General features: G+C 37.3%; 22 protein-coding genes. 7 read left to right on the top strand and 15 right to left on the bottom strand.

Annotated features, from left to right (window positions below):
• Nucleotides 1-8 precede the first annotated feature (8 nt).
• A complete protein-coding gene (gene tdc, locus I2F89_RS02445) occupies nucleotides 9-1,844 on the bottom strand; it encodes a tyrosine decarboxylase (RefSeq protein ID WP_195513362.1) in 1,836 nt (611 codons plus the stop codon).
• 497 nt (nucleotides 1,845-2,341) lie between these two features.
• Between tdc and I2F89_RS02440 the strand changes: the two genes are divergently transcribed.
• Nucleotides 2,342-3,772 carry a DNA-binding protein gene (locus I2F89_RS02440; protein WP_195513360.1) on the top strand — a complete coding sequence of 477 codons (1,431 nt, stop codon included), beginning with the start codon at nucleotides 2,342-2,344 and terminating at the stop codon, nucleotides 3,770-3,772.
• 232 nt (nucleotides 3,773-4,004) lie between these two features.
• Here the strand turns inward: I2F89_RS02440 and I2F89_RS02435 are convergent, their stop codons facing one another.
• The 4 genes from I2F89_RS02435 to I2F89_RS02420 all read right to left on the bottom strand — a co-directional run bounded on the left by I2F89_RS02435 (nucleotide 4,005) and on the right by I2F89_RS02420 (nucleotide 5,374).
• Nucleotides 4,005-4,361, bottom strand: coding sequence for a DUF1622 domain-containing protein (locus I2F89_RS02435; protein ID WP_019724648.1), 357 nt, complete (start codon nucleotides 4,359-4,361; stop codon nucleotides 4,005-4,007).
• Nucleotides 4,361-4,723 carry a DUF1622 domain-containing protein gene (locus I2F89_RS02430; protein WP_115357175.1) on the bottom strand — a complete coding sequence of 121 codons (363 nt, stop codon included), beginning with the start codon at nucleotides 4,721-4,723 and terminating at the stop codon, nucleotides 4,361-4,363. Before I2F89_RS02430 ends, I2F89_RS02435 begins: the two co-directional genes overlap by 1 nt.
• Before the next feature lie 81 nt (nucleotides 4,724-4,804).
• Nucleotides 4,805-5,122 (bottom strand): hypothetical protein, encoded by a 318-nt coding sequence (locus I2F89_RS02425; RefSeq protein WP_086335364.1) that lies wholly within the window; start codon nucleotides 5,120-5,122, stop codon nucleotides 4,805-4,807.
• Nucleotides 5,123-5,131: 9 nt separating this feature from the next.
• The gene (locus I2F89_RS02420) at nucleotides 5,132-5,374 is read right to left on the bottom strand and encodes an AbrB family transcriptional regulator (protein WP_086335363.1); all 243 of its coding nucleotides are present in this window, start codon (nucleotides 5,372-5,374) and stop codon (nucleotides 5,132-5,134) included.
• Between the two features lie 231 nt (nucleotides 5,375-5,605).
• Between I2F89_RS02420 and I2F89_RS02415 the strand changes: the two genes are divergently transcribed.
• Together I2F89_RS02415 and I2F89_RS02410 are read left to right on the top strand one after the other, a co-directional pair.
• On the top strand, nucleotides 5,606-5,734 hold the full coding sequence (locus tag I2F89_RS02415; protein ID WP_074799651.1) for a methanol dehydrogenase: 129 nt from the start codon (nucleotides 5,606-5,608) through the stop codon (nucleotides 5,732-5,734).
• Nucleotides 5,735-5,782: 48 nt separating this feature from the next.
• Nucleotides 5,783-7,477 carry an oleate hydratase gene (locus I2F89_RS02410; RefSeq protein WP_074799650.1) on the top strand — a complete coding sequence of 565 codons (1,695 nt, stop codon included), beginning with the start codon at nucleotides 5,783-5,785 and terminating at the stop codon, nucleotides 7,475-7,477.
• A gap of 94 nt (nucleotides 7,478-7,571) precedes the next feature.
• Here I2F89_RS02410 and I2F89_RS02405 read toward each other — a convergent pair whose 3' ends face one another.
• Entirely contained in the window at nucleotides 7,572-8,414 is an 843-nt protein-coding gene (locus I2F89_RS02405; protein ID WP_195513358.1) for a hypothetical protein, read from the bottom strand.
• A 248-nt stretch (nucleotides 8,415-8,662) separates the two neighbouring features.
• Here I2F89_RS02405 and I2F89_RS02400 point away from each other — a divergent pair, with 248 nt between their 5' ends.
• The gene (locus tag I2F89_RS02400) at nucleotides 8,663-9,796 is read left to right on the top strand and encodes an alcohol dehydrogenase catalytic domain-containing protein (protein WP_195513356.1); all 1,134 of its coding nucleotides are present in this window, start codon (nucleotides 8,663-8,665) and stop codon (nucleotides 9,794-9,796) included.
• Between the two features lie 27 nt (nucleotides 9,797-9,823).
• Entirely contained in the window at nucleotides 9,824-10,150 is a 327-nt protein-coding gene (locus I2F89_RS02395; RefSeq protein ID WP_115357166.1) for a YrhK family protein, read from the top strand.
• Between the two features lie 23 nt (nucleotides 10,151-10,173).
• Here the strand turns inward: I2F89_RS02395 and I2F89_RS02390 are convergent, their stop codons facing one another.
• The gene (locus tag I2F89_RS02390) at nucleotides 10,174-10,632 is read right to left on the bottom strand and encodes a GNAT family N-acetyltransferase (RefSeq protein WP_181880084.1); all 459 of its coding nucleotides are present in this window, start codon (nucleotides 10,630-10,632) and stop codon (nucleotides 10,174-10,176) included.
• 202 nt (nucleotides 10,633-10,834) lie between these two features.
• On the opposite strand from I2F89_RS02390, the gene I2F89_RS02385 reads away from it, so the two are divergent.
• Nucleotides 10,835-11,563, top strand: coding sequence for a class I SAM-dependent methyltransferase (locus I2F89_RS02385; RefSeq protein ID WP_074799647.1), 729 nt, complete (start codon nucleotides 10,835-10,837; stop codon nucleotides 11,561-11,563).
• A gap of 127 nt (nucleotides 11,564-11,690) precedes the next feature.
• On the opposite strand, the gene I2F89_RS02380 is transcribed toward I2F89_RS02385, so the two are convergent.
• From I2F89_RS02380 to I2F89_RS02345, 8 genes are all read right to left on the bottom strand, one after another.
• A complete protein-coding gene (locus I2F89_RS02380; RefSeq protein ID WP_074799646.1) occupies nucleotides 11,691-12,092 on the bottom strand; it encodes an MmcQ/YjbR family DNA-binding protein in 402 nt (133 codons plus the stop codon).
• A gap of 125 nt (nucleotides 12,093-12,217) precedes the next feature.
• On the bottom strand, nucleotides 12,218-13,471 hold the full coding sequence (locus I2F89_RS02375; protein ID WP_019723248.1) for a PTS sugar transporter subunit IIC: 1,254 nt from the start codon (nucleotides 13,469-13,471) through the stop codon (nucleotides 12,218-12,220).
• Nucleotides 13,472-13,506: 35 nt separating this feature from the next.
• Nucleotides 13,507-13,824, bottom strand: coding sequence for a PTS lactose/cellobiose transporter subunit IIA (locus I2F89_RS02370; protein ID WP_010736486.1), 318 nt, complete (start codon nucleotides 13,822-13,824; stop codon nucleotides 13,507-13,509).
• 23 nt (nucleotides 13,825-13,847) lie between these two features.
• A complete protein-coding gene (locus I2F89_RS02365) occupies nucleotides 13,848-14,168 on the bottom strand; it encodes a PTS sugar transporter subunit IIB (protein WP_010736487.1) in 321 nt (106 codons plus the stop codon).
• A gap of 254 nt (nucleotides 14,169-14,422) precedes the next feature.
• Nucleotides 14,423-14,575, bottom strand: coding sequence for a hypothetical protein (locus tag I2F89_RS02360; protein WP_157811363.1), 153 nt, complete (start codon nucleotides 14,573-14,575; stop codon nucleotides 14,423-14,425).
• A 31-nt stretch (nucleotides 14,576-14,606) separates the two neighbouring features.
• The gene (locus I2F89_RS02355) at nucleotides 14,607-15,011 is read right to left on the bottom strand and encodes a hypothetical protein (protein ID WP_229078027.1); all 405 of its coding nucleotides are present in this window, start codon (nucleotides 15,009-15,011) and stop codon (nucleotides 14,607-14,609) included.
• 79 nt (nucleotides 15,012-15,090) lie between these two features.
• On the bottom strand, nucleotides 15,091-15,792 hold the full coding sequence (locus I2F89_RS02350; protein ID WP_071866200.1) for a DivIVA domain-containing protein: 702 nt from the start codon (nucleotides 15,790-15,792) through the stop codon (nucleotides 15,091-15,093).
• Between the two features lie 13 nt (nucleotides 15,793-15,805).
• Nucleotides 15,806-17,374 (bottom strand): peptidoglycan DD-metalloendopeptidase family protein, encoded by a 1,569-nt coding sequence (locus I2F89_RS02345; RefSeq protein WP_081367404.1) that lies wholly within the window; start codon nucleotides 17,372-17,374, stop codon nucleotides 15,806-15,808.
• A gap of 508 nt (nucleotides 17,375-17,882) precedes the next feature.
• Between I2F89_RS02345 and I2F89_RS02340 the strand changes: the two genes are divergently transcribed.
• Nucleotides 17,883-18,788 carry a helix-turn-helix domain-containing protein gene (locus I2F89_RS02340; protein ID WP_195513352.1) on the top strand — a complete coding sequence of 302 codons (906 nt, stop codon included), beginning with the start codon at nucleotides 17,883-17,885 and terminating at the stop codon, nucleotides 18,786-18,788.
• Nucleotides 18,789-18,923 lie beyond the last annotated feature (135 nt).

Genomic DNA, 18,923 nt, shown 5'->3' with positions numbered 1-18,923 from the left:
CACTAAAACTACGCAAGAACTTCTCTTAGTTTTTCTTCCATTGCGTGTTTGATGGCTTCGGTGTAATAATCAAAGATGTTGTCATCGGTTAAATACGGAGTCATGATAGCAGCTCGCAACAAAGTAACTTGTTGTTCTTTTTGCCATTCCTCTTTTGGAACACCCATGCTTTCAACAAATGCCACTGGAGAATCGCCATAATCCGCTTGCGTGAAGGTCGTATGAGAAGTGATGAAGCGTTCTGCGTACACATCCCCTTCCATATAAGAGGACACATCGAACATTTTTTCATTCAAACGGTTGATTTCTTTTAAATCCGTACAGCCTTGGACTTTGAATGCCCAATCGACCATATTGAAATCTGGGTGATTCAATGGATAGACTTCAATTGTTTTGCCATTGACAGTAAAGCTTAATTGACCAAGAAATTCTCGGAAACGTTGAGCAGCTTCGATTGATGCACCGATCAATTGACCATAACCAGTGACATTCAAAGGGAGAACTTGGTGCGCCGTCCAAACTGCTGCAGCCGTTGCCCCAGCTTTTGAGCCTTCTAAAATATAGGCACCTAACATATCAGGAGCTTTAACCGATTTTTCAAATACATAAGGTGCAAAATAAGAGATGATATTCCGCATACTTTTATGTTTGATCGTGATTCCTCCAGCCGCATAAGGAACGTAACCCATCTTATGGGGATCAACGGTCACTGATTCTGCTTCACTGATTGCCTTGAATCCTTCATAAACACTTCGTTCGATTTTCACTTCATGATGGAAAACATGATGTTCTTCATAAAATTCTGCTAATGATGCGTAAGGCACAAATTCATACGCTTCATTCATGAACAAACAACGAGCATAGCCACCATAAGCTGCATCCACATGAAGGTAGAAATAAATGCCTTCATCTTTCAATTTTTCTCTAAGTTCAACGATTTGATCGACACGATCGACTTGTCCTTCTTCTGTTGTACCTACAACAGCGACCACACCTAGGATGGGAATATGTTGGATAGCTAGTTCACGAATCGTCTTTTCCAATACTTGGACATCCATTCGGTAGCAGTCATCAACGGGGATCGCGATCATTTGATCCAACCCGACACCACAAATATCTAATGCTTTCATCCATGAATAGTGTTTGGTTTGAGGAACAAGCCATTTGCCCAATTCTTGGATGTGTTTCCCACTTCGTGAAGATGCAGCTTTGACATTGTCTAATTCTTCATCAGTAAATGTTTCGATCATTTCTAAGATTTCTTCTACAGATAGATTAAGTAATTCCCAATCCGAAAGGTCCTTCACTTTTTCAGGGTAAGTTTCTTTGACCGCTAAAGGAATTGATTTGATACAACGGGCATACCATAGACCTTCTAAATTCGCAATCGAACCATCCGCTGTCAGATGTCCCCAACCATTCGGCATACTGAACAGCTTCGCAAAGTCTTCTCCGATTTCTGCTTCCATTTGTGATGTGGCCATTGAGGATTCCAATGCCACGTTATTAGGATTCCAAAGCATCGCAAAGTGATAAGCCAACAAAGCTGGCATCAATGTTTCTGCATTCATTTGTCCCCAATAACGTCCGGCTGAATGCCAAGGAATTGAACCGGCACGCATTCGTTCACTGACTTCATCTAAGACTTCCATCATATGTTGTCGAGTCGCAAGATAAGATGTTGTTGATTTGTCTGCTTCACTGATTGCGGGAAGGTCAGCTGGTAAATAATTTTCACGCCAACCTAAATGTTCATCCACCATCTTATTCAATAACATTTTATACACTTGGCCATTTTCTGTTTTGTCGCCAATAAAGACGGCTTTGATATCCATATCTTTCATGATTCATTTCTCCTCTCTTATTACCTGATCACAGGAAATAATCAGCCGGCTGTTGTTTCTTGATCAGTTTACGTGTTTGACTATACGCTCAAATTTTAAAATTTTTTTTTAATAACATCTATTTACACTCCTTACTTTGAAGACAAAAAAAATAAAGTCTGATTATTCTGTATTTTCAGCTTAAAAAAACGAACGATGTGACTAAACTTCCTGCCAAAGAACGGTTTACTATATTGATTATAACGTTTAATTCACGAACAAAAAAAAGAAATCCAATGTACTTATTCGTTGAAAAATAGTCATATTTATTTTTTCTATTTGGTTCTTTTTATCAATCAGTTCCCAATTTTTTTAAATAAAACAGATACAATAACAAATATAAGTAAATTTAGCATCTTGTTTGCTAAGAAAGATTAAGTGATAGGTGCGTATCTACAAAAAACATGGCATAATAGCTAAGTGCTTGTGCATGACTATACAAATAGGGAGGATTCCCCATGATTGAACATTATCTTGAGAAAAATCTCTTACGCCAACTCTTTCTTTGTGGTCAGTTTTATGTAAATAAAGAAGTCCATCTTCCAACGACAGCTACTTTGTTACATGTTTGTCAAACCACTCTACTTAATGATATCAAATCATTAAGTAGAGAATTGAGCGACCAAATCATTTATCAATCAAAAGAAAAAGAAACCTATTCTTTATACTTCGCACCAACAACTTCTCGCTTCCAATTGATGCAACGACTCTCTCGACCGTCTTTATTTTTAAAAACCTGCCTTCTTTACTTAGAAGATGAACCAGATTATATTCAATTGACTGAACTCGAATTTATTTCAGTCAGCAAAGCTTATGCATTGAAGAAACAAGTGTTAGACTACTTTCAAGCATGCGATATCGCTATTGAACATCATTCCCCCCACTTTACTGACATCGAAAGACGCTTGGTTTTGCTAAATGTGAGCTATCGGACAGGCACATTGCCAGACTTCTCTCTTCCTCGCTCCTTTGATGTCCAAGCGCAAGAATTTATTCAAGCAGTCACTAAAAAAAGTGGACGTATCTATGATCGGGATACCCAAGAGATTTTGCAAACAGGCTTTCTGATCAGTCTGTTCTATCAAAAAGATGCCCCGCTATCAATCGATCAATCATTCATCGATGAAATCAAAAAGAGACCGATTTATCATTTCGTTCTTGCTGCTTGGGAAGAAAGTCCGTTCAAGCAATTTTTTCAACCAAATGAATTTTATTTTATTCTGATACTGTTCAATCTATGTGATTATGGATTTGATTCTTATGAAGCAATCGAAGATGATTTTGCCCAATTGCATCAGGTCTTTATTGAAAATAATCCAGAGACAAAACAATTGATCCAACGATTTGAACAACATTTTGACCATCCTTTTCTTGGAAACAAAGCTTTTGAGCGTGCGTTGATCCGTATTTTGCGTTCTGCTTGGAAAAACTATCAATTGTTCTTACCTGAAAAATTTCATTTATTGACCGATGAACAACGAGAGTTATTTGAAGAAGTAAAACGGATCGTTAGCGATTGGAGCCATGCACTTCCTTATCAATTAAAGATCAATCCAAATTGTCTGCGGTCATTCGTTATTGAATTGACTGGTATTTTACGCTTAGATAAACAAAAATTAACTGTGCGGATCGTGACCAACTCAGATATCAAATATCTGATTTATCGCGAAGCTTTAGAGGCCGTTACGACATGTGACATTTCCGTTGAGCCAATGATTTATAAACAATTAAGTAAAGAAGCTCTCGATTTTGTGGCAGCCTCTTCTAACCGGCTGTTGTGTGAACGTACACTCTACACCCCTGTTGCCTTGTCCATGGAACATGTTATTCCAATCTCAGTCGAAACAGTGGAACAAGCGATTATATTGCTTGTAAAAAATAGTTCATGAGGGAGGCTTTCGTAATAGTAACTCTTGCACACATTTATTCTGTCGAATAAAGCGTGTGAAAAAACTAGACAGTTCCATAAAAAAAGCTAGAAAACCAAAAATTCATCCTACAAAATTTTGGTTTTTCTAGCTTTTTTTATAATCGTTACTTTCTGAAAAACTATTTATTCAATTTTAAGAGACGTGATCACTAATATCATTTGCACATTCTGTCTATGATGATCCTGCAAACTTAGACATCCGCTGGACCGATTTCTTTATTCAAAAAGTAAGAGATGATCGTACGAATCACCACTAATGCGGCCAACTGAAAAATATCTTGTAATGTCGGTTTGATGATTGACTCGATGATCCCAGCAGAAATCAATATCTCTAAACTCAATAAGATATACCCACCTAGCATTTTTTTGATGCCATTATTTTGATGAATCCGTTCATTTTGTTTGAATGACGGGTTCAAGGAATCTTTCAAAAAATCTTTGATCGAAAGAAAGCCACCCCATAATAAGACCACAATAGCAAAAATATCTAAAATCAAGACCAACCATTCAAGATATGGATAAAGAAGTGTCATCCAACTGATCTCCATCAAACTTCCCTTCTTTCATGCGATACATGACTCGCGATTTCTAAATTTAAGAAATAAGAGATGATCGTGCGAATGATAATGATCAATGCTAATTTTAAAATGTCTGTCCAAGTTGGTTTAATGACAGATTCAATGAGATCTGCCACGATCAGTACTTCTAAACTCAACAAAATATAACTAGCTAGTAGTTTTCGAATATCCGCATTCCGCCGATTACGCATCGCATAATCTTTGATCAATGGGCGTTCCATTATCAAATTTTTTAAAACTAAAAAAATACCAACCAATAAGACTAAAATCGAGAAAATATTCAAAATCGCAGTCACCCATTCCAACAAATGGACCAACGTTTCACTAAACATCTTTACACCCCACTTTTTCTTCTACTCCTATCCTACTAAGAGTATGGAGTTTCGTCCAGTTTGAGCAAAACTAACTATTAGCTATTGAACGCTGAGCTTCATCTGACGTTGCTGAAAAATATTGCCAATCAAAATAAGATGTTTCTTTTTATTTATTCGGTAAAATATGGCATATTTGTTTCCGATTAATATACGATATGTACGTTCATGAAAATGATACAACGCAGATATTTCTTCATGCATTTCGAGAAAATTTTTAGTAAGTTCGATTGATTGATAGATCATCCTTGTAAAATGTCGAATATTTTCTTTAGATAAAAATAATTCATTTCCCCATCCATTGATCAACTGCTCTAACCCCTGGCGAAAACTCTCCGAATACACGATCGTATACACCATCTACTCACCTCAACCATACTTACTAAAAGTATCTTTCATTTCAGATTCGGAAACTACTAAACCTTTTGAGAAATCAGTAAATGCTTTTTCTATTTCTTTACGGTCTTGTTCTCTCATCACTTCTTTTGTATCAATTATCAATGTTGTACCTTCTTTCGTATAGCTCAAAATATTCCCCTCATGTAACCTAAGTTCCTTAGGTAAAATGATACCGACACTATTCCCAATTTTTCTCACCTTTAAACTCTTCATCTTTTCCACACCTTTCTGATTCACATGAATTAAAACGCGTTATAACTCATTCCCAAATTTTTTTTTACTTCTCTTTGTTAAGAATTTATTACAAAACACACGAAAAAACAGACACTTCCTCCAAACTGTCAAAAACCCAGGTTGTTTCCTTACCCTATCATTTGGCTTATTTTTCTAAACGCTCTATGCTTTGAAGTAGAAATAGTTCACAAACCAAAAGGAGGTTTTTTTATGAACAAGAAATGGTTGAAAGTAGGCATTGGCTTAGGACTAGTCGCTATAGGTGCTGTTTATCTTGGCAAAAAAACAGGCTTACTAGAAGATGATAGTCACCTTTATGACGAATTTGAATCAATCTAGAAAATTAGCCAGAATACAATGATTTAGGAGATATTGGAGGATTGGACAATGCAAAAAAAGAAAGCAATTATGATTGGTGCAGGAATCGCGAATATGGCAGCAGCTGTTTATTTGATCCAAGAAGGCAAATGGCGTGGAGATCAAATCACTTTCTACTCCTTAGATGACCATGGATCAAATGATGGCGCTCCTGTGGACACAGTTACTGATGAATATTGGAACAAAAATCACCCATTAGAAAATCAAAAAGGATACGTTGCACGTGGTGGACGTATGCTGAATTACCGTACGTATGTCGATTTGATGGATCTACTCAGTCGCATCCCTTCTGCTACAGAACCGGGCATGACAGCCGAAGAAGATACACGAGATTTCGATGCCAAACATCCGACTTTTGATAAAGCTCGTTTGTTGGAAGGTGGCAAGGGAATCATTGATGGCGGTAAATTAGGATTCAACAATAAAGATCGCGTATTATTAACGAAACTGATCGCCATGCCTGATTCAGAAGAAGAAAAATTAGATAATGTGACGATTGCTGAGTATTTCAAAGATGATCCTCATTTCTTTGAAACAAACTTCTGGTTTATGTGGGAAACGACTTTTGCTTTTCGAACACGTAGTTCTGCACAAGAATTACGTCGCTATATGCACCAAATGATTTATGAGTTTACTCAAATCGAGCATTTAGTTGGGGTCAATCGGACACGCTATAATCAATACGAAAGTATTATGTTGCCACTGATCAATTATTTGAAAGAACAAGGTTGTAAAATCATTTTGAATCGTCGTGTCATTGACTGGGAATTCAAAGAAACAGCGATGCAAGATGAAATCACTGTGACTGGCTTGAAAATGATCAATACAAAAACACAAGAAGAAGAACATGTCGTCGTTGATGGAGATACTGGCGTATTATTTACGAATGGTTCGATCACTGATTCGGCAACACTTGGCGACTACGAAACACCCGCAGAGGAAAATATGGATTACGGTGCTGCTTCTAGTTTGTGGAAAAAAGCCAGTGAAAAATTCTACAATTTAGGTAATCCAGATAAATTTTTCGCAGATCGTGACGCAAGTGAATGGGTCAGCTTTACGTTGACAACGAAAAATCATGTGTTGCTAAACGAGATCACACGTATCACGACACAAGAACCAGGTAATGCGTTGAATTCATTTATTTCAACAACACCGATCACCCCACTTGGTCAAAAAGATGTCAATATGTCGATCGTCGTGCATCACCAACCGCATTTCACTTCACAAAAACCGAATGAAACAGTGATTTGGGGCTACTTCTTGTATCCAAGACGTCGTGGTGAATTTGTCGACAAAGAGTATATTAAAATGAACGGAAAAGAAATGTTGGAAGAATTGCTTGGTCAGCTTTCAAAAGTTGATCCTGGTCCAGTAAACATTCGCGAAAAAGAAACCGAAATCTACGATAGTGTCATCAATAATATTCCGGTTTACATGCCATATGCTTCTGCCTTATTCAACAATCGTGCGAAAAGTGATCGACCAAAAGTCATTCCTAAACATTCAACAAACCTTGCCTTTACCGGTGAGTTCGTTGAACAGCCTTACCAAATGATCTTTACCGAACAAAGTGCTGTTCGTTCAGGAGAAATTGCGGCATTCCATTTTGCAGGTATTCCAATGTCACGTTTGGTGAAAACACCACGTTATGACAAAGATATCCCTACGTTGATGCGTGCAGCGAAAAAAATGTTTGATTGAGGTTCACTAAAGGAGTTCACTTTCCTGTGCTACTTCAGTCCTAAAACAAAAGTCCTCCACCTATTTCCATAGGTAGAGGATTTTTGTTGTTTCGCTACTTTTGATTTTGCCCGACAGTTCTTTTTTTGTTTTCTCTTCTCGCAAGGAGCCATGCGAAGCCGCCCACAACAATCTCACTTCCTCCGACCAGTAAAACAATCAAAGTAAAGTTAGAAAGATATGTTCGCATCAAGACTTGAAGTGACTCCATTTGCTCATCCGTCTGCAAAATCTGCGCATAATATAAAGTTGCGGCAAATGCTAGACTTATCAGTCCAGCGCCCATCAGACTACACGCAAATTTTTTGATACGTGAACGGATAGAGCCTGGATTGAAATACATGAACCCCGCTAAGATCAATAGGCTCACACTCACAATGCCCCAAGCATAGTGAAGTACCTGGTGGCTCAGGTCATTGATTCCTCGAATAAAAAGATGCAGATAACTTGGTTGGACACTCCGTTCAAAGATCCCGCCGATCATATGTAAAGCGAGTTCTTCTCCCGCAATCCCTTCTTCAATATTGATCTCATGTTCTGTTTTATATGTATGGATCGTCTCTTTGATATGTTCTTCCAACTCCGTTGCTTGGATCAAGCTTGGTTGCTTGCCGCGATAAGTTTCTTTGACAAAATGCTCGATATTCTTTTTGACTAATTCCTCAGATACACTGTCGGCAAGTAATTCTGGAGTGACTCTTGCTTCTTGGTGGTAGCTCTGGACACGACCATTGATCTCTTTCGTTACTTTTTGTATGTAGTTTGCTTGTTTGATTTGCTCATTCATAAATCCTTCATTTGCTAAAGTCGTATAAAAAAGTCCGCCAATCGATAAAAAAAAGAGCAAGACTGTACACACGACTCCTATAATTATTTTGATTAATCGACTATTTCTCATTTCTCTCCTTTCCTATGTCAGCACAAAAAATTGTTCTTTTACGTTTTATTTTTTTGAAAACCAACTACTCTAATTATAACTTTCAGTCAATAAAACTACAACTTCCTTTTTTCGTCAAAAGTTATTTTACTGTTTTAAACTAAAACTAAAAGCGCGTTTCATTGTGAAAAAAAGTAACATTCCCTTAGAATGAGTTTATAAATAACTATCGTTAGTTTTATTAACGAAAACAGGAGAGGAGCACTACGATGAAAGCAGTCACTTGGCAAGGAAAGCAAAAAATGGAAATTAGAAATGTTGATGATCCAAAAATTTTAGCACCAACCGATGCAATCATCCGTATCACTGCAACAGCGATTTGTGGATCTGATCTCCATCTTTATCACCATGGGGAATCCGTTATGGAAAAAGGCTATGTTGTTGGACATGAACCTATGGGGATTGTCGAAGAAGTTGGTTCCGAAGTGAAGAAGTTGAAAAAAGGGCAACGTGTAGTTATTCCTTTTAATATTAGTTGTGGCCATTGCCATTTTTGTGCAAACCATATGGAAAGTCAGTGTGATAATTCCAATCAGGAAGAATTATACGGCGGATTATTCGGTTTTGGTAAATTGAACGGAAATCACTGGGGTGGTCAAGCAGAGTATCTTCGGGTACCTTTCGCCGATTCTACGTCATTTATCGTTCCAGATAATGATTTACCTGATGAAAAAGTTTTATTTTTATCTGATATTTTACCAACCGCTTATTGGAGCGTTGCAAATGCAGGGGTTAAAAAAGATGATACAGTCGTCGTCTTAGGTTCAGGTCCTGTTGGTTTATTTGCACAAAAATTTGCTGTGATGGCAGGAGCAAAACGTGTCATTGCGGTCGATCCTGTCAAACATCGTTTGGACAAAGCGGTCCGCTATAATCAAATCGAAACCTATCTATTAGACGACGTGAACCAAGCCGGAGATGATTTATATGAGTTAGCTCGTGGCGGTGCAGATGTCATCATTGATTGTGTCGGAATGGATGGTTTAGAGCCAACAAAAGAAAAAGCTAAAAATTTAATTAGCTTACAAAGTGGAACGATCTCACCTATCCAAATGGCTGCTAAAGCGGTGAAAAAATTTGGTACAGTACAAATCACTGGTGTTTATATGACACCTGCTTCTTCCTATCCACTTCAAGAATTCTTTATGCGCAATATTGACGTCAAACATGGGCAAGCACCAGTTGTCCACTTGATGCCAAAAATTTATGACATGATTGCAGAAGGAATGTTTGATCCAACTCAGATCATCACTCATTCAATGCCGTTAGAAGAAGCGGCTCGAGCATACGAGATTTTTGACAAAAAAGAAGATAAAAATATCAAAGTTGTTTTGAAACCGTAGAAATAAAAACTAGTTAGGTGATTTTATATGCCAAGAATCAAACGAAATACCCATGATGTCGAGATTGGCAAAGAAGAAGATATTGAGATCCGCGGACGGCGTTTTCGCTTGTATTTTCAAAATCGTTACACGCTGATTTCATTAGCTGTCGATTTGCTGACAGGAATCTTTTATGTCCTGGGAAGTGTTGCTTTGATCACGAAAATCCCTGATTATTACAGCAATTACTTATATTTAGCAGGCGCCATCTTCTTGACCACTCGCCCCATCTTGCGTATCGTACGTAATATCTTTATCTATGATGAAAAAAAACAACGAAGAGAACAAGCCAAACAAGAGAAACGCGAGATTTGAACACACCTCTCGCGCTTCTCTTTTTAGTTTATTGTAGCGATTTGATACAACCGGGCAGTTGTTCCACTTTCTTCCTTGACCATCGTTAAAAATGACCAATCGTATCGTTCATAAAAGGAAGTGTGGTCTGTAATCAAATAAAGTTGTTTAAACCCTAATCGATGCATCTCTTTTCTGGTTTGTTCCAATATCCACTTCGCTACTCCCTGATTACGATGCTCCGGTTCAACATATAAAGCACAAAGATTAGGTGCTAAATCTGGACGGTCGTGGAAGTCATTTTCGATCACGCCAACTCCACCAACGATTGCTTCATTTTTATCTAGAACGACGTACCATTGTGGAATACTTTCCTTCGCAATGATGCCAGTACGAATACTTTCCTTATACACTACAGCAGGAATTCCCCATTTTGAGGAAAACCAACTTGCGGTTTCTTCCATTAGCTCTGGGTGTTCATTTAACTTGATCCATTGATACATATTCAATTTTGCAACCTCCAGTCATTCTATACGCAGTGTCAAATTAGACCATGAAGTACTTTTATCTGTTGCTTGGATTTTTGCTTCTTTTTCTAACCTAAGCTAGAATAGAAATCAAAGGAGTGAGCGAGATGATTGCACACAAAAGAGACGAGCTCCATGTTGTTTAGTGGTATAAAATAATGACATGGAGGAAACAATTATGACAAACATTTACGACGATCAACAATTTTTTGATCAATACAAAGAAATGCCTCGTAGCAAAAAAGGCTTACAAGGTGCTGGAGAATGGCCAACGCTTGCAACTATCTTCCCCAATCTCCATGGACAAACAGTCCTTGATCTTGGATGTGGCTATGGTTGGCACTGTCGTTACGCTGCTTCGCAAGGGGCAAAAAAAATCATTGGTGTCGACTTGTCTGAGAAGATGCTAGAAGAAGCCCGAGCTCGAACAAATGACACCACGATCAGTTATATAAAAGATGATATTTCAACGATTCAGTTTGCAAAAGACTCGTTTGATGTCGTGTTCAGTTCTTTAGCTATCCATTATGTGGAAAATTGGGAGCAGCTCGTCAAGCATATCCATCACTTTCTAAAACCGAATGGCCAATTTCTTTTTTCAGTTGAACATCCTGTTTTTACAGCGGATGGTCGGCAAGATTGGATTTATACAGAAGACAGTCAGATCATGCACTTTCCAGTTGACCATTATTTTGACGAAGGGGAGCGTGACACAAACTTCCTAGGATCTTCTGTAAAAAAATATCATCGAACGATTACAACTTATCTTGAGACATTATTGTCTAATGGCTTTCAAATCAACCATGTGCTTGAACCAATACCACCGTCACATATGTTAGATATGCCTGGTATGAAAGACGAATTAAGACGACCGATGATGTTGATTATTTCTGTGACAAAAATGTAGAGGCGAATCATCGATCCAAACATTCTTAGTCCATCTGCACAAATTTTATTAAGCGTCTGGAAATAGGTTGCCCCTATTTCCAGACCTTTTTTATCAACTTGAGAATGATTTCTGCCCTTTCAACCTTTCAATCACTTTCTATCACTGAGTTTTTGATTTCTTCTTGTTTCTTTTTAGCGAATTTAGCTAGTACCAATTCATAAGAAATCAAAATCATTTTCTCGATTTCCTCGTCTGACAATTCATCTTTGCCTAACATGATCGAATTCCAATGTTTCTTATTGGCATAGTAACCAGGTATAATGATCTCAGGGTACATCGTTCGTAATTCCTCGTTTTTTTCTGGAAAATGTTTTAACGTGATCAATGCTTTTTCATTTGCTTCTGGACTCATCATCCCAAACTGTTTACCATCCAAATCAAAATAAAGCGTTTCCCAATCTTCACGAAAATATACCTTAGCTCCTGGAAGTGTGTTCCCATATGCTTGGAATCGTTCGATCCTTTTTTGAATATCTGTTGTATTCATACGCTATCCTCCTATTCAAATAAAATGCTTACAAAAACTATACGTTGCTTTCTGAAAAATAGCAATGATAACAGTAGTAACACAAAAAAACGGAAAGCAATCACTTGCTCTCCGTTTTTTATTTCTTACGCGTTCAATGCGTCTTTTTTCATTTCTTGGATCGTTGCTACTTTAACGAATGGTAGATAGATCAGAATTGAAATCAGTAAGTTGACCGCAGATAACACTGCGCCTGAAAGACTGTTTGTTGCTAAAAATCCGCCGATCACTGGTGGTGTTACCCATGGTGGCATTACTGTAGCTGCTGGTACAAGTCCTGTTGATGTCGCAAAGTACGCAACAGTTACTAAAACCATCGGTGTTAAAATAAATGGGATAAACATCACTGGATTCAAGACGATTGGTAGACCAAACATTGTTGGTTCGTTGATGTTGAAAACACCTGGTGCAATCGATAAGTTCGTTACGACCATATAAGGTTTGTTTCTACGTCCTACTAAATAGATCGCAATCAGTAAGCCTAGTGTCGCACCTGTACCACCTAAATTGACAAAGCTGTCAAAGAAAGGTTTGTTGACGATAAATGGTGCACTTTGACCGTTAGCAATCGCTTCGACGTTTGCTTGGATCGCCGGCGCATTGATGGTTTGCATCAATGGATCGACCATGTTTGCTCCATGTAATCCGAAGAACCAAAGGAACGGTGTAATAAATGCAAGCAATAATGCAGATGGATAAGAGTTAGCAAGACCCATAAATGGTTCTTGAACCACCGTGTAGAATGCTCCGACAATATCAGCAACACCGAATGCTGCAAAAATTGCAGCGATTAGTGCGAAAAATGAGATCGTGATCATCGCTGGTAATAATGACGCAAATGCTTTTGCTACTGCTGGTGGCACTCCGTCTGGCATTTTGATGATCAATTTTTCATTTCCACTTAAACGAACAAAAATCTCTGTTGAAATAATTCCGACAATAATTGCAATAAATAATCCGTTTGAACTCATACCTAAAGCGCCGCCTAGTGCGAAGAATGAACCTAATGAAATCACTCCGGCAGATACGCCATCTTTACGGTAACCGTTTGCTAAATGATAAGCTAATAAGAACGCAATCAAAACAGAAAGAATCGCAAACGTTCCGTTCCAAGCAGCCGCACCGAATCCTTTCCATGCTTCACCACCAAAAATCGAATTCATCAATTCTTGGAATCCAGGGATCGGCAAGTTATTGATCATTACAGCTAAAGCGCCTAAGATCATTAATGGCATACTGACCATAAAAGCGTCACGAATGGCCACTAAATGGCGTTGCGCACCGATTTTTGATGCGACTGGTATAAAGTGTTTCTCCATAAATGCTACAAAGCTATCCATATCTTTTCCTCTTTTCTCCTTTAAAAAACTTTTATTTAAGCATCTATACGACGGTATAGATCAATAATTTCTTTTGCTAAATCTGTAAACGCGATCGATGTCATCAAATGATCTTGACTATGAACGGTCAACAAAGTAACTTCCATGTGTTCCCCTTGTGCTTCTTGTGTTAATAACCCTGTTTGCGAATGATGTGCTTGAACCAATGATTCTTCTGCATCTTTGATTTTTGCATCTGCTAATTCAAAGTCACCTTTTTTCGCAGCCGCGATCGCTTCCATTGCATCGCTTTTTGCGTTGCCGCCGAACATGATCAAGCCCATGATCGCTTCTAAATTTTTTTGATCTTCCATTTTCTTCCCTCTTTTTCTTGTTTTTATTTATTAATCAATGATTCTGCTTGTTCCAATACTTTTGCCCCGTTCATCATGCCATAGTCTTGCATGTTGATAACATCTAACGGAATCCCTTTTGGTGCTAGTTTTTCAGCAAATTGACTTTGCATGAAACGTACTTGTGGTCCTAATAATAAAACGTCTACATTTTTTGATTCTAGTTGGCTATCAGCTTCTGATGCTGAAACTGCAAAGATATCCGCTTCTACGCCTTTTTCTTCTGCTGCTTTTTGCATTTTTGTCACTAATAAACTTGTACTCATTCCTGCAGAGCAGACAAGCATGATTGTTCTTTTTTCCATTGTGAACACTTCCTTTTCTTCTTCTTACACTTTTATATAATGCAAGTATCGTGCCAACTTTGAAATCGCTTTATCAAGTTGGTATAAAAGGGTTTTCATGTTAATTTTTATCAAGCACACTCTATTTTTTACATTGCACACTATTTTTAGTGTGCAAAAAGAGAGGATGGAGTATTAAAAACCACCAAGTAAGTATAGCTACTCCTTACTTGGTGGTTTTCAGTGATTGTTTGATAGAATAAATCAACAAGCAGTTACTTCGTTGACTTATTTTTTGATTCAATTGCATCGATTCTTTTCATAAATTTCAATTCTTGTAACACTTCGATAGAAGTAACACGTTTCTTAGCCAACACTTCTAATTTTTGTCGTTTGTAAACCCATGCGCTTTTATTGATTCCTGTCACCTCTTCAACCTCCAAACTTTTTCTTGCTGAACTAATCCAACGTTTCCCTCTTCTTATTCCTTAAACTTTCGCTGATGTTTTCATTTAGCTGAGTCATCGAACTGCACCATACTTCGATATTCCTTGTTCGAAAATCTTCAAATTCATATAACCTCTGTTTTAACTCGTTCTTCAAACAATGGATTCTTTCTTTTTCAATAGATAGCGCTTCTTTTGCTTGGGTGATTTGAATCGCATCCGTTAACTTTTCAGTCTGTTTGGTTGGGGAAGACCCTTCTAACACCTTTATCTTAGACATTTTTTCTTTTAATATAGAAGAAACAGTGGCATTTGCTTGGATCAAATTGATTAATTCAGTTGTTTTCTTTGCGTTCTCACGTATTAGCTCTTGAATCCTATGATTCTTTGCTTCCTGTTCTACCTTGAGCTTTTCCAAAAAAGAATCAACTTCCGCTTTATTATATCCTCCGACTAAGTTCGTGGTGAAAGTAGGGGAAGTCGAAAGGTTGTCCGAACTATTCACTCCCATCACTAACCGTTTGTTTGACTGCATTTATCCAGTTTTGCCATTTCCCCTCAGACAAATTATTGATGGCACGTTGATATTCTGAAATGATTTGCAAGCGGACATTGTTTGCTTCACTTTCTAACTGGATGATTTCTTTCGTCCTTTTTTCTTTTTCACTTTCTAGCTTCGTCATCTGTTCTTCATAATAAGTGTTCGCTTCACTGACTTTTCCATTTGCTTCAGCTAATAAATGATAGGCTTCGGCTTTGATATTATTCCCTTCGACCTTTGCTTCTTTGAGAATATTTTCTTGTTCAATCCTTGCTTCCTCTACGATACGTCTGGCTTCTAATTCAGCATTTTCTTCAATCTTCAAGGCGGCATCTTGCGCAATAATCAAGGCATTTTCAAAGCTTCTTTTTTTCGCATGTACATCTCTGCCCTCTTTACTTGCTTCATCCAACTTAGCATTTAATTCATTGATTTCAGCTAAATAATCACTTTTTTCTTTTTCAAATACTTTTACTAAATTCTCTTTTTGATTTTCTGCAAGCGTCAATTTTTTCTCTAATTCTGTGGTTGTCTCTTTCATCACGTCATAATCATTTGCTGCGTGTGTCAAAAAATCATCCACATCTTGTTTTTTGTACCCCGCGAGAGAAACCGTGGGGAAAGTGATTTTCCTTAATTGCTCTGCATTAAAGTTCATAGGTTACTCCTTTTCATAGTTGTATGATTTCAAACGGATCGATTAAAAATCGTTGTTCCATACTGGCATCTGTTGATAGCTCAAAATGCAAATGTGGTCCAGTTGAATTCCCCGTCGAACCAACAAAACCAATCACTTCCCCTTTTTGAACGACTTGCCCTGGTTCAACAACATTGACACTTTGATGCGCATATAATGTAAATAATCCGTTCTCATGACGTATCGAAATGACATTTCCCCACGAAGCGTGATATTCGGATTTTATAACTGTTCCTGCTTCACTGGCAAAGATCGGCGCTCCGGCATTGGCTGCTAAATCGATCCCTCGATGGAACTCCGCTCCTCTCATACCGTAGTGACTCGTAATCGTAAAGTGTTCCAACGGGTTGATAAATCCATTTTCTCCAATCATTAGTTGATCGATTTCAATATCAAACTTTTCCAAGTCATAGACATCGATCAATGCATCTAATTTTTGATAATAGGACGTATCAGTGGCATATCTGCCCGTTAGAAACCTTGTAGCCTCTTGATATGAAGAAGTATTCGAACGCCAGACACCAGAATAGAAATCAGCATCTTGAGTTAATCCTTCTCTTAATAATTTGGCGTAATCTAAAAAGCTTTCTTCGTAGGATTCATAAGATTTGAAACGTGCGCTAAGTGTGTATAAGTTTCCTGTTCCATCATCCTCTTGTGTTAAAAATTCCACCGAATTTTCCTCGGTGTAAGCTTTTATTCCAAAGAGATTATAATGAGGAGATGCACTTAATTGACTACTTCCACTACCCGATTCTAAAATGGCTTGAGCAATCATCACAGATGCATATAGATCGTTGCTTAAAGCAACTTTTCTAGCCTCCGGCGCAATTTCTTGAATAAAAGCTTCCGTGGTCGTATTGGCAGAAAACCCTCTAAAAAAGGGACTACTCTGTTCGGTTCGGGCAATCGGTCCTTTGGTTATCGTTATGCTTTCTACGGTTTCAGTTGGCACCGTCTCAGCAGGGGCCGCTCCCAAAGATGTTTCAGGTGGAGACGTCCATACTTCTCCCTCTGATTCCGTTTGAACTGGGATTGACTCAACACCATTCGTGCCTGAATCCTCATTACCCTTTATTTCTGATCCTATCGGTGGAGGCGTTGTTGGCATCTCAGGTGTGATTGCTGGAGGTCGTGATATTGGTGGTTTAGGCGTTTCTGGCACAGATGGTTGAGGGAAAGTTGGTTCTGGTTCCGGATTGTCCGGCAAATCAGGAATAGGTGAAGGAGTAGTCACTTCATTATCTTCTTCTGTAGATACTTCCTCCTCCTCTTTCGCTTCAAGTCGCTCACTATCTGAGTTTGTGGTACTTTCTGATAAGACCATCTCATCGATTGGCGAAATGGGTGTATCTTCCATTTCTATCGTATTCGTAATGATTTGATCAGCTGATACAATACTATGACTAAAACTACTTGCCACCGTACCAATGACTATAAACGCCCCAGCGATCTTTCGTTTATACACATTACTTTTTTTGATACTTGTACTTCTTATAGTTATTTTCTTACCATTTTTATATAATATTTTTTCTTTTTCCATAAAAAGTTACTCCTTTGACTATCCCATTGATTTTCAGCGATCCTATTTTATCTCCTACATACAAGTAGCTAACAGCTTAATATCCTTACACTAAACTTAAATGGATCTAGAGTGTCAGAGAGTTTCATATATGACACTACTCTTCTACGATTTATTAGGTACGTTCTAAGAATTTTTTGTACAAATTTTCACAGAAATCAAAATAATACACCAATTCTTAAAATTTTCTTAACTTGAAAATAGGTTGACTCATTCATAAGCAAATAACTTTATCACTACATCAAAAAAAATTACACTTAAGATAATAAAATATTATTTTTAAATAACAAAATAAAAATAATTAATGTTATCTAAAATTAAATATATATTAGATTAACCTTATTATTATAATGTTTATATTTAAAATAGTTAGATATAATTTTATTTATCAATACAAAACATAACTTATTTTAAAAATAAAATAACTTATATATTTTTATTTTCCAAGATAAAAGAAAGGGTGAATCCGATGATCAACCATGTAAAAACTCCTCTTGCTTTGGGGGAATTATTGAATGATATTAGAAAAGAAAAAAAAATTTCAACAAAAACGATTTTTGCTACAGGAATCACAAGACCTACTTATTATCGCTTTGTTCGCGGAGAAGGTGAAATCAGTCTAAACAATTTTTTAAAAATCATTGACATTCTTGGGATCGAATTAACTGAATTTGAAGAAGTAATCCCTTTGATCAAACAAGGTTCTAAAATTTTAGAAAACCAGTTGGCTGAAGCCCTTGCTAAATTTGACTATCTTGAAATCGCAAAAATAAAAACTCAAGCGTTGGACCAATTTGTTAAAACAGATGGTTTAGGTTATCAATATGTATATTGGCGCGCTGGTCTAATCCACAGCAAGTTCATTGGCGCTTATCAAGAATACGAAACATTGATCCAACAAGTAAAAACTTATTTAAATAGTATTGATCTATGGACAAACATCGAACTAAAACTTTTTTCTTCAATTACGGAAACGCTTAATTTTGAAGAATATGATTATTTTTTTAAACGATTTTTATACCGCAGAACGAATCATGAAGAAGTCTTAGACCCATTAGTCTTGGATCTATTGTATTTTGGGTATTACGAAACAGCCCTAGATTCTTGCCGTAAAAGCAATGTCACCGTTGCAACGACATTTATTTTGAAACGAACACCTCACCGTTTTAATTATCGCTTTCGGATTTGGCGATTATTTTTATATGCTGCAAAACTAACGCTTCATGGTGAATTGGAAAGAGGGCAAAAAAAATATAGTCGATTACAAAAAATCATCGCCTATGTCTTCCGAGACGAACAAAAAGGGGTTTTCGAAATCAAGACACTCAATACCTTATGGGAAAAAGTAGAGATCATTGCACAAATGTCCGAGTAATGACAATCACCTATTCCATCAGGTTACGCTTTTTATAGCCATTGGTCTGATTTTTATTATCTACTTAGAAGCTACATTTGCTAAAAGTTTTTTAGTAAATCCAATATTTCATTTACTTTATTCTTTTATGGATGT

The organism is Enterococcus sp. 1001283B150225_161107_E12 (genome assembly GCF_015556925.1).
Classification (GTDB): domain Bacteria; phylum Bacillota; class Bacilli; order Lactobacillales; family Enterococcaceae; genus Enterococcus_B; species Enterococcus_B mundtii.
The sequence above is the reverse complement of the archived record's forward strand: the minus strand, read 5'-3'. Positions and strand labels throughout refer to the sequence as shown.

What these genes read in the sequence shown, in the direction of transcription:
- tdc (WP_195513362.1), bottom strand. Translation starts at nt 1,844, where the DNA reads ATGAAAGATATGGATATCAAAGCCGTCTTTATTGGCGACAAAACAGAA.
- I2F89_RS02440 (WP_195513360.1), top strand. Translation starts at nt 2,342, where the DNA reads ATGATTGAACATTATCTTGAGAAAAATCTCTTACGCCAACTCTTTCTT.
- I2F89_RS02435 (WP_019724648.1), bottom strand. Translation starts at nt 4,361, where the DNA reads ATGGAGATCAGTTGGATGACACTTCTTTATCCATATCTTGAATGGTTG.
- I2F89_RS02430 (WP_115357175.1), bottom strand. Translation starts at nt 4,723, where the DNA reads ATGTTTAGTGAAACGTTGGTCCATTTGTTGGAATGGGTGACTGCGATT.
- I2F89_RS02425 (WP_086335364.1), bottom strand. Translation starts at nt 5,122, where the DNA reads ATGGTGTATACGATCGTGTATTCGGAGAGTTTTCGCCAGGGGTTAGAG.
- I2F89_RS02420 (WP_086335363.1), bottom strand. Translation starts at nt 5,374, where the DNA reads ATGAAGAGTTTAAAGGTGAGAAAAATTGGGAATAGTGTCGGTATCATT.
- I2F89_RS02415 (WP_074799651.1), top strand. Translation starts at nt 5,606, where the DNA reads ATGAACAAGAAATGGTTGAAAGTAGGCATTGGCTTAGGACTAGTCGCT.
- I2F89_RS02410 (WP_074799650.1), top strand. Translation starts at nt 5,783, where the DNA reads ATGCAAAAAAAGAAAGCAATTATGATTGGTGCAGGAATCGCGAATATG.
- I2F89_RS02405 (WP_195513358.1), bottom strand. Translation starts at nt 8,414, where the DNA reads ATGAGAAATAGTCGATTAATCAAAATAATTATAGGAGTCGTGTGTACA.
- I2F89_RS02400 (WP_195513356.1), top strand. Translation starts at nt 8,663, where the DNA reads ATGAAAGCAGTCACTTGGCAAGGAAAGCAAAAAATGGAAATTAGAAAT.
- I2F89_RS02395 (WP_115357166.1), top strand. Translation starts at nt 9,824, where the DNA reads ATGCCAAGAATCAAACGAAATACCCATGATGTCGAGATTGGCAAAGAA.
- I2F89_RS02390 (WP_181880084.1), bottom strand. Translation starts at nt 10,632, where the DNA reads ATGTATCAATGGATCAAGTTAAATGAACACCCAGAGCTAATGGAAGAA.
- I2F89_RS02385 (WP_074799647.1), top strand. Translation starts at nt 10,835, where the DNA reads ATGACAAACATTTACGACGATCAACAATTTTTTGATCAATACAAAGAA.
- I2F89_RS02380 (WP_074799646.1), bottom strand. Translation starts at nt 12,092, where the DNA reads ATGAATACAACAGATATTCAAAAAAGGATCGAACGATTCCAAGCATAT.
- I2F89_RS02375 (WP_019723248.1), bottom strand. Translation starts at nt 13,471, where the DNA reads ATGGATAGCTTTGTAGCATTTATGGAGAAACACTTTATACCAGTCGCA.
- I2F89_RS02370 (WP_010736486.1), bottom strand. Translation starts at nt 13,824, where the DNA reads ATGGAAGATCAAAAAAATTTAGAAGCGATCATGGGCTTGATCATGTTC.
- I2F89_RS02365 (WP_010736487.1), bottom strand. Translation starts at nt 14,168, where the DNA reads ATGGAAAAAAGAACAATCATGCTTGTCTGCTCTGCAGGAATGAGTACA.
- I2F89_RS02350 (WP_071866200.1), bottom strand. Translation starts at nt 15,792, where the DNA reads ATGAACTTTAATGCAGAGCAATTAAGGAAAATCACTTTCCCCACGGTT.
- I2F89_RS02345 (WP_081367404.1), bottom strand. Translation starts at nt 17,374, where the DNA reads ATGGAAAAAGAAAAAATATTATATAAAAATGGTAAGAAAATAACTATA.
- I2F89_RS02340 (WP_195513352.1), top strand. Translation starts at nt 17,883, where the DNA reads ATGATCAACCATGTAAAAACTCCTCTTGCTTTGGGGGAATTATTGAAT.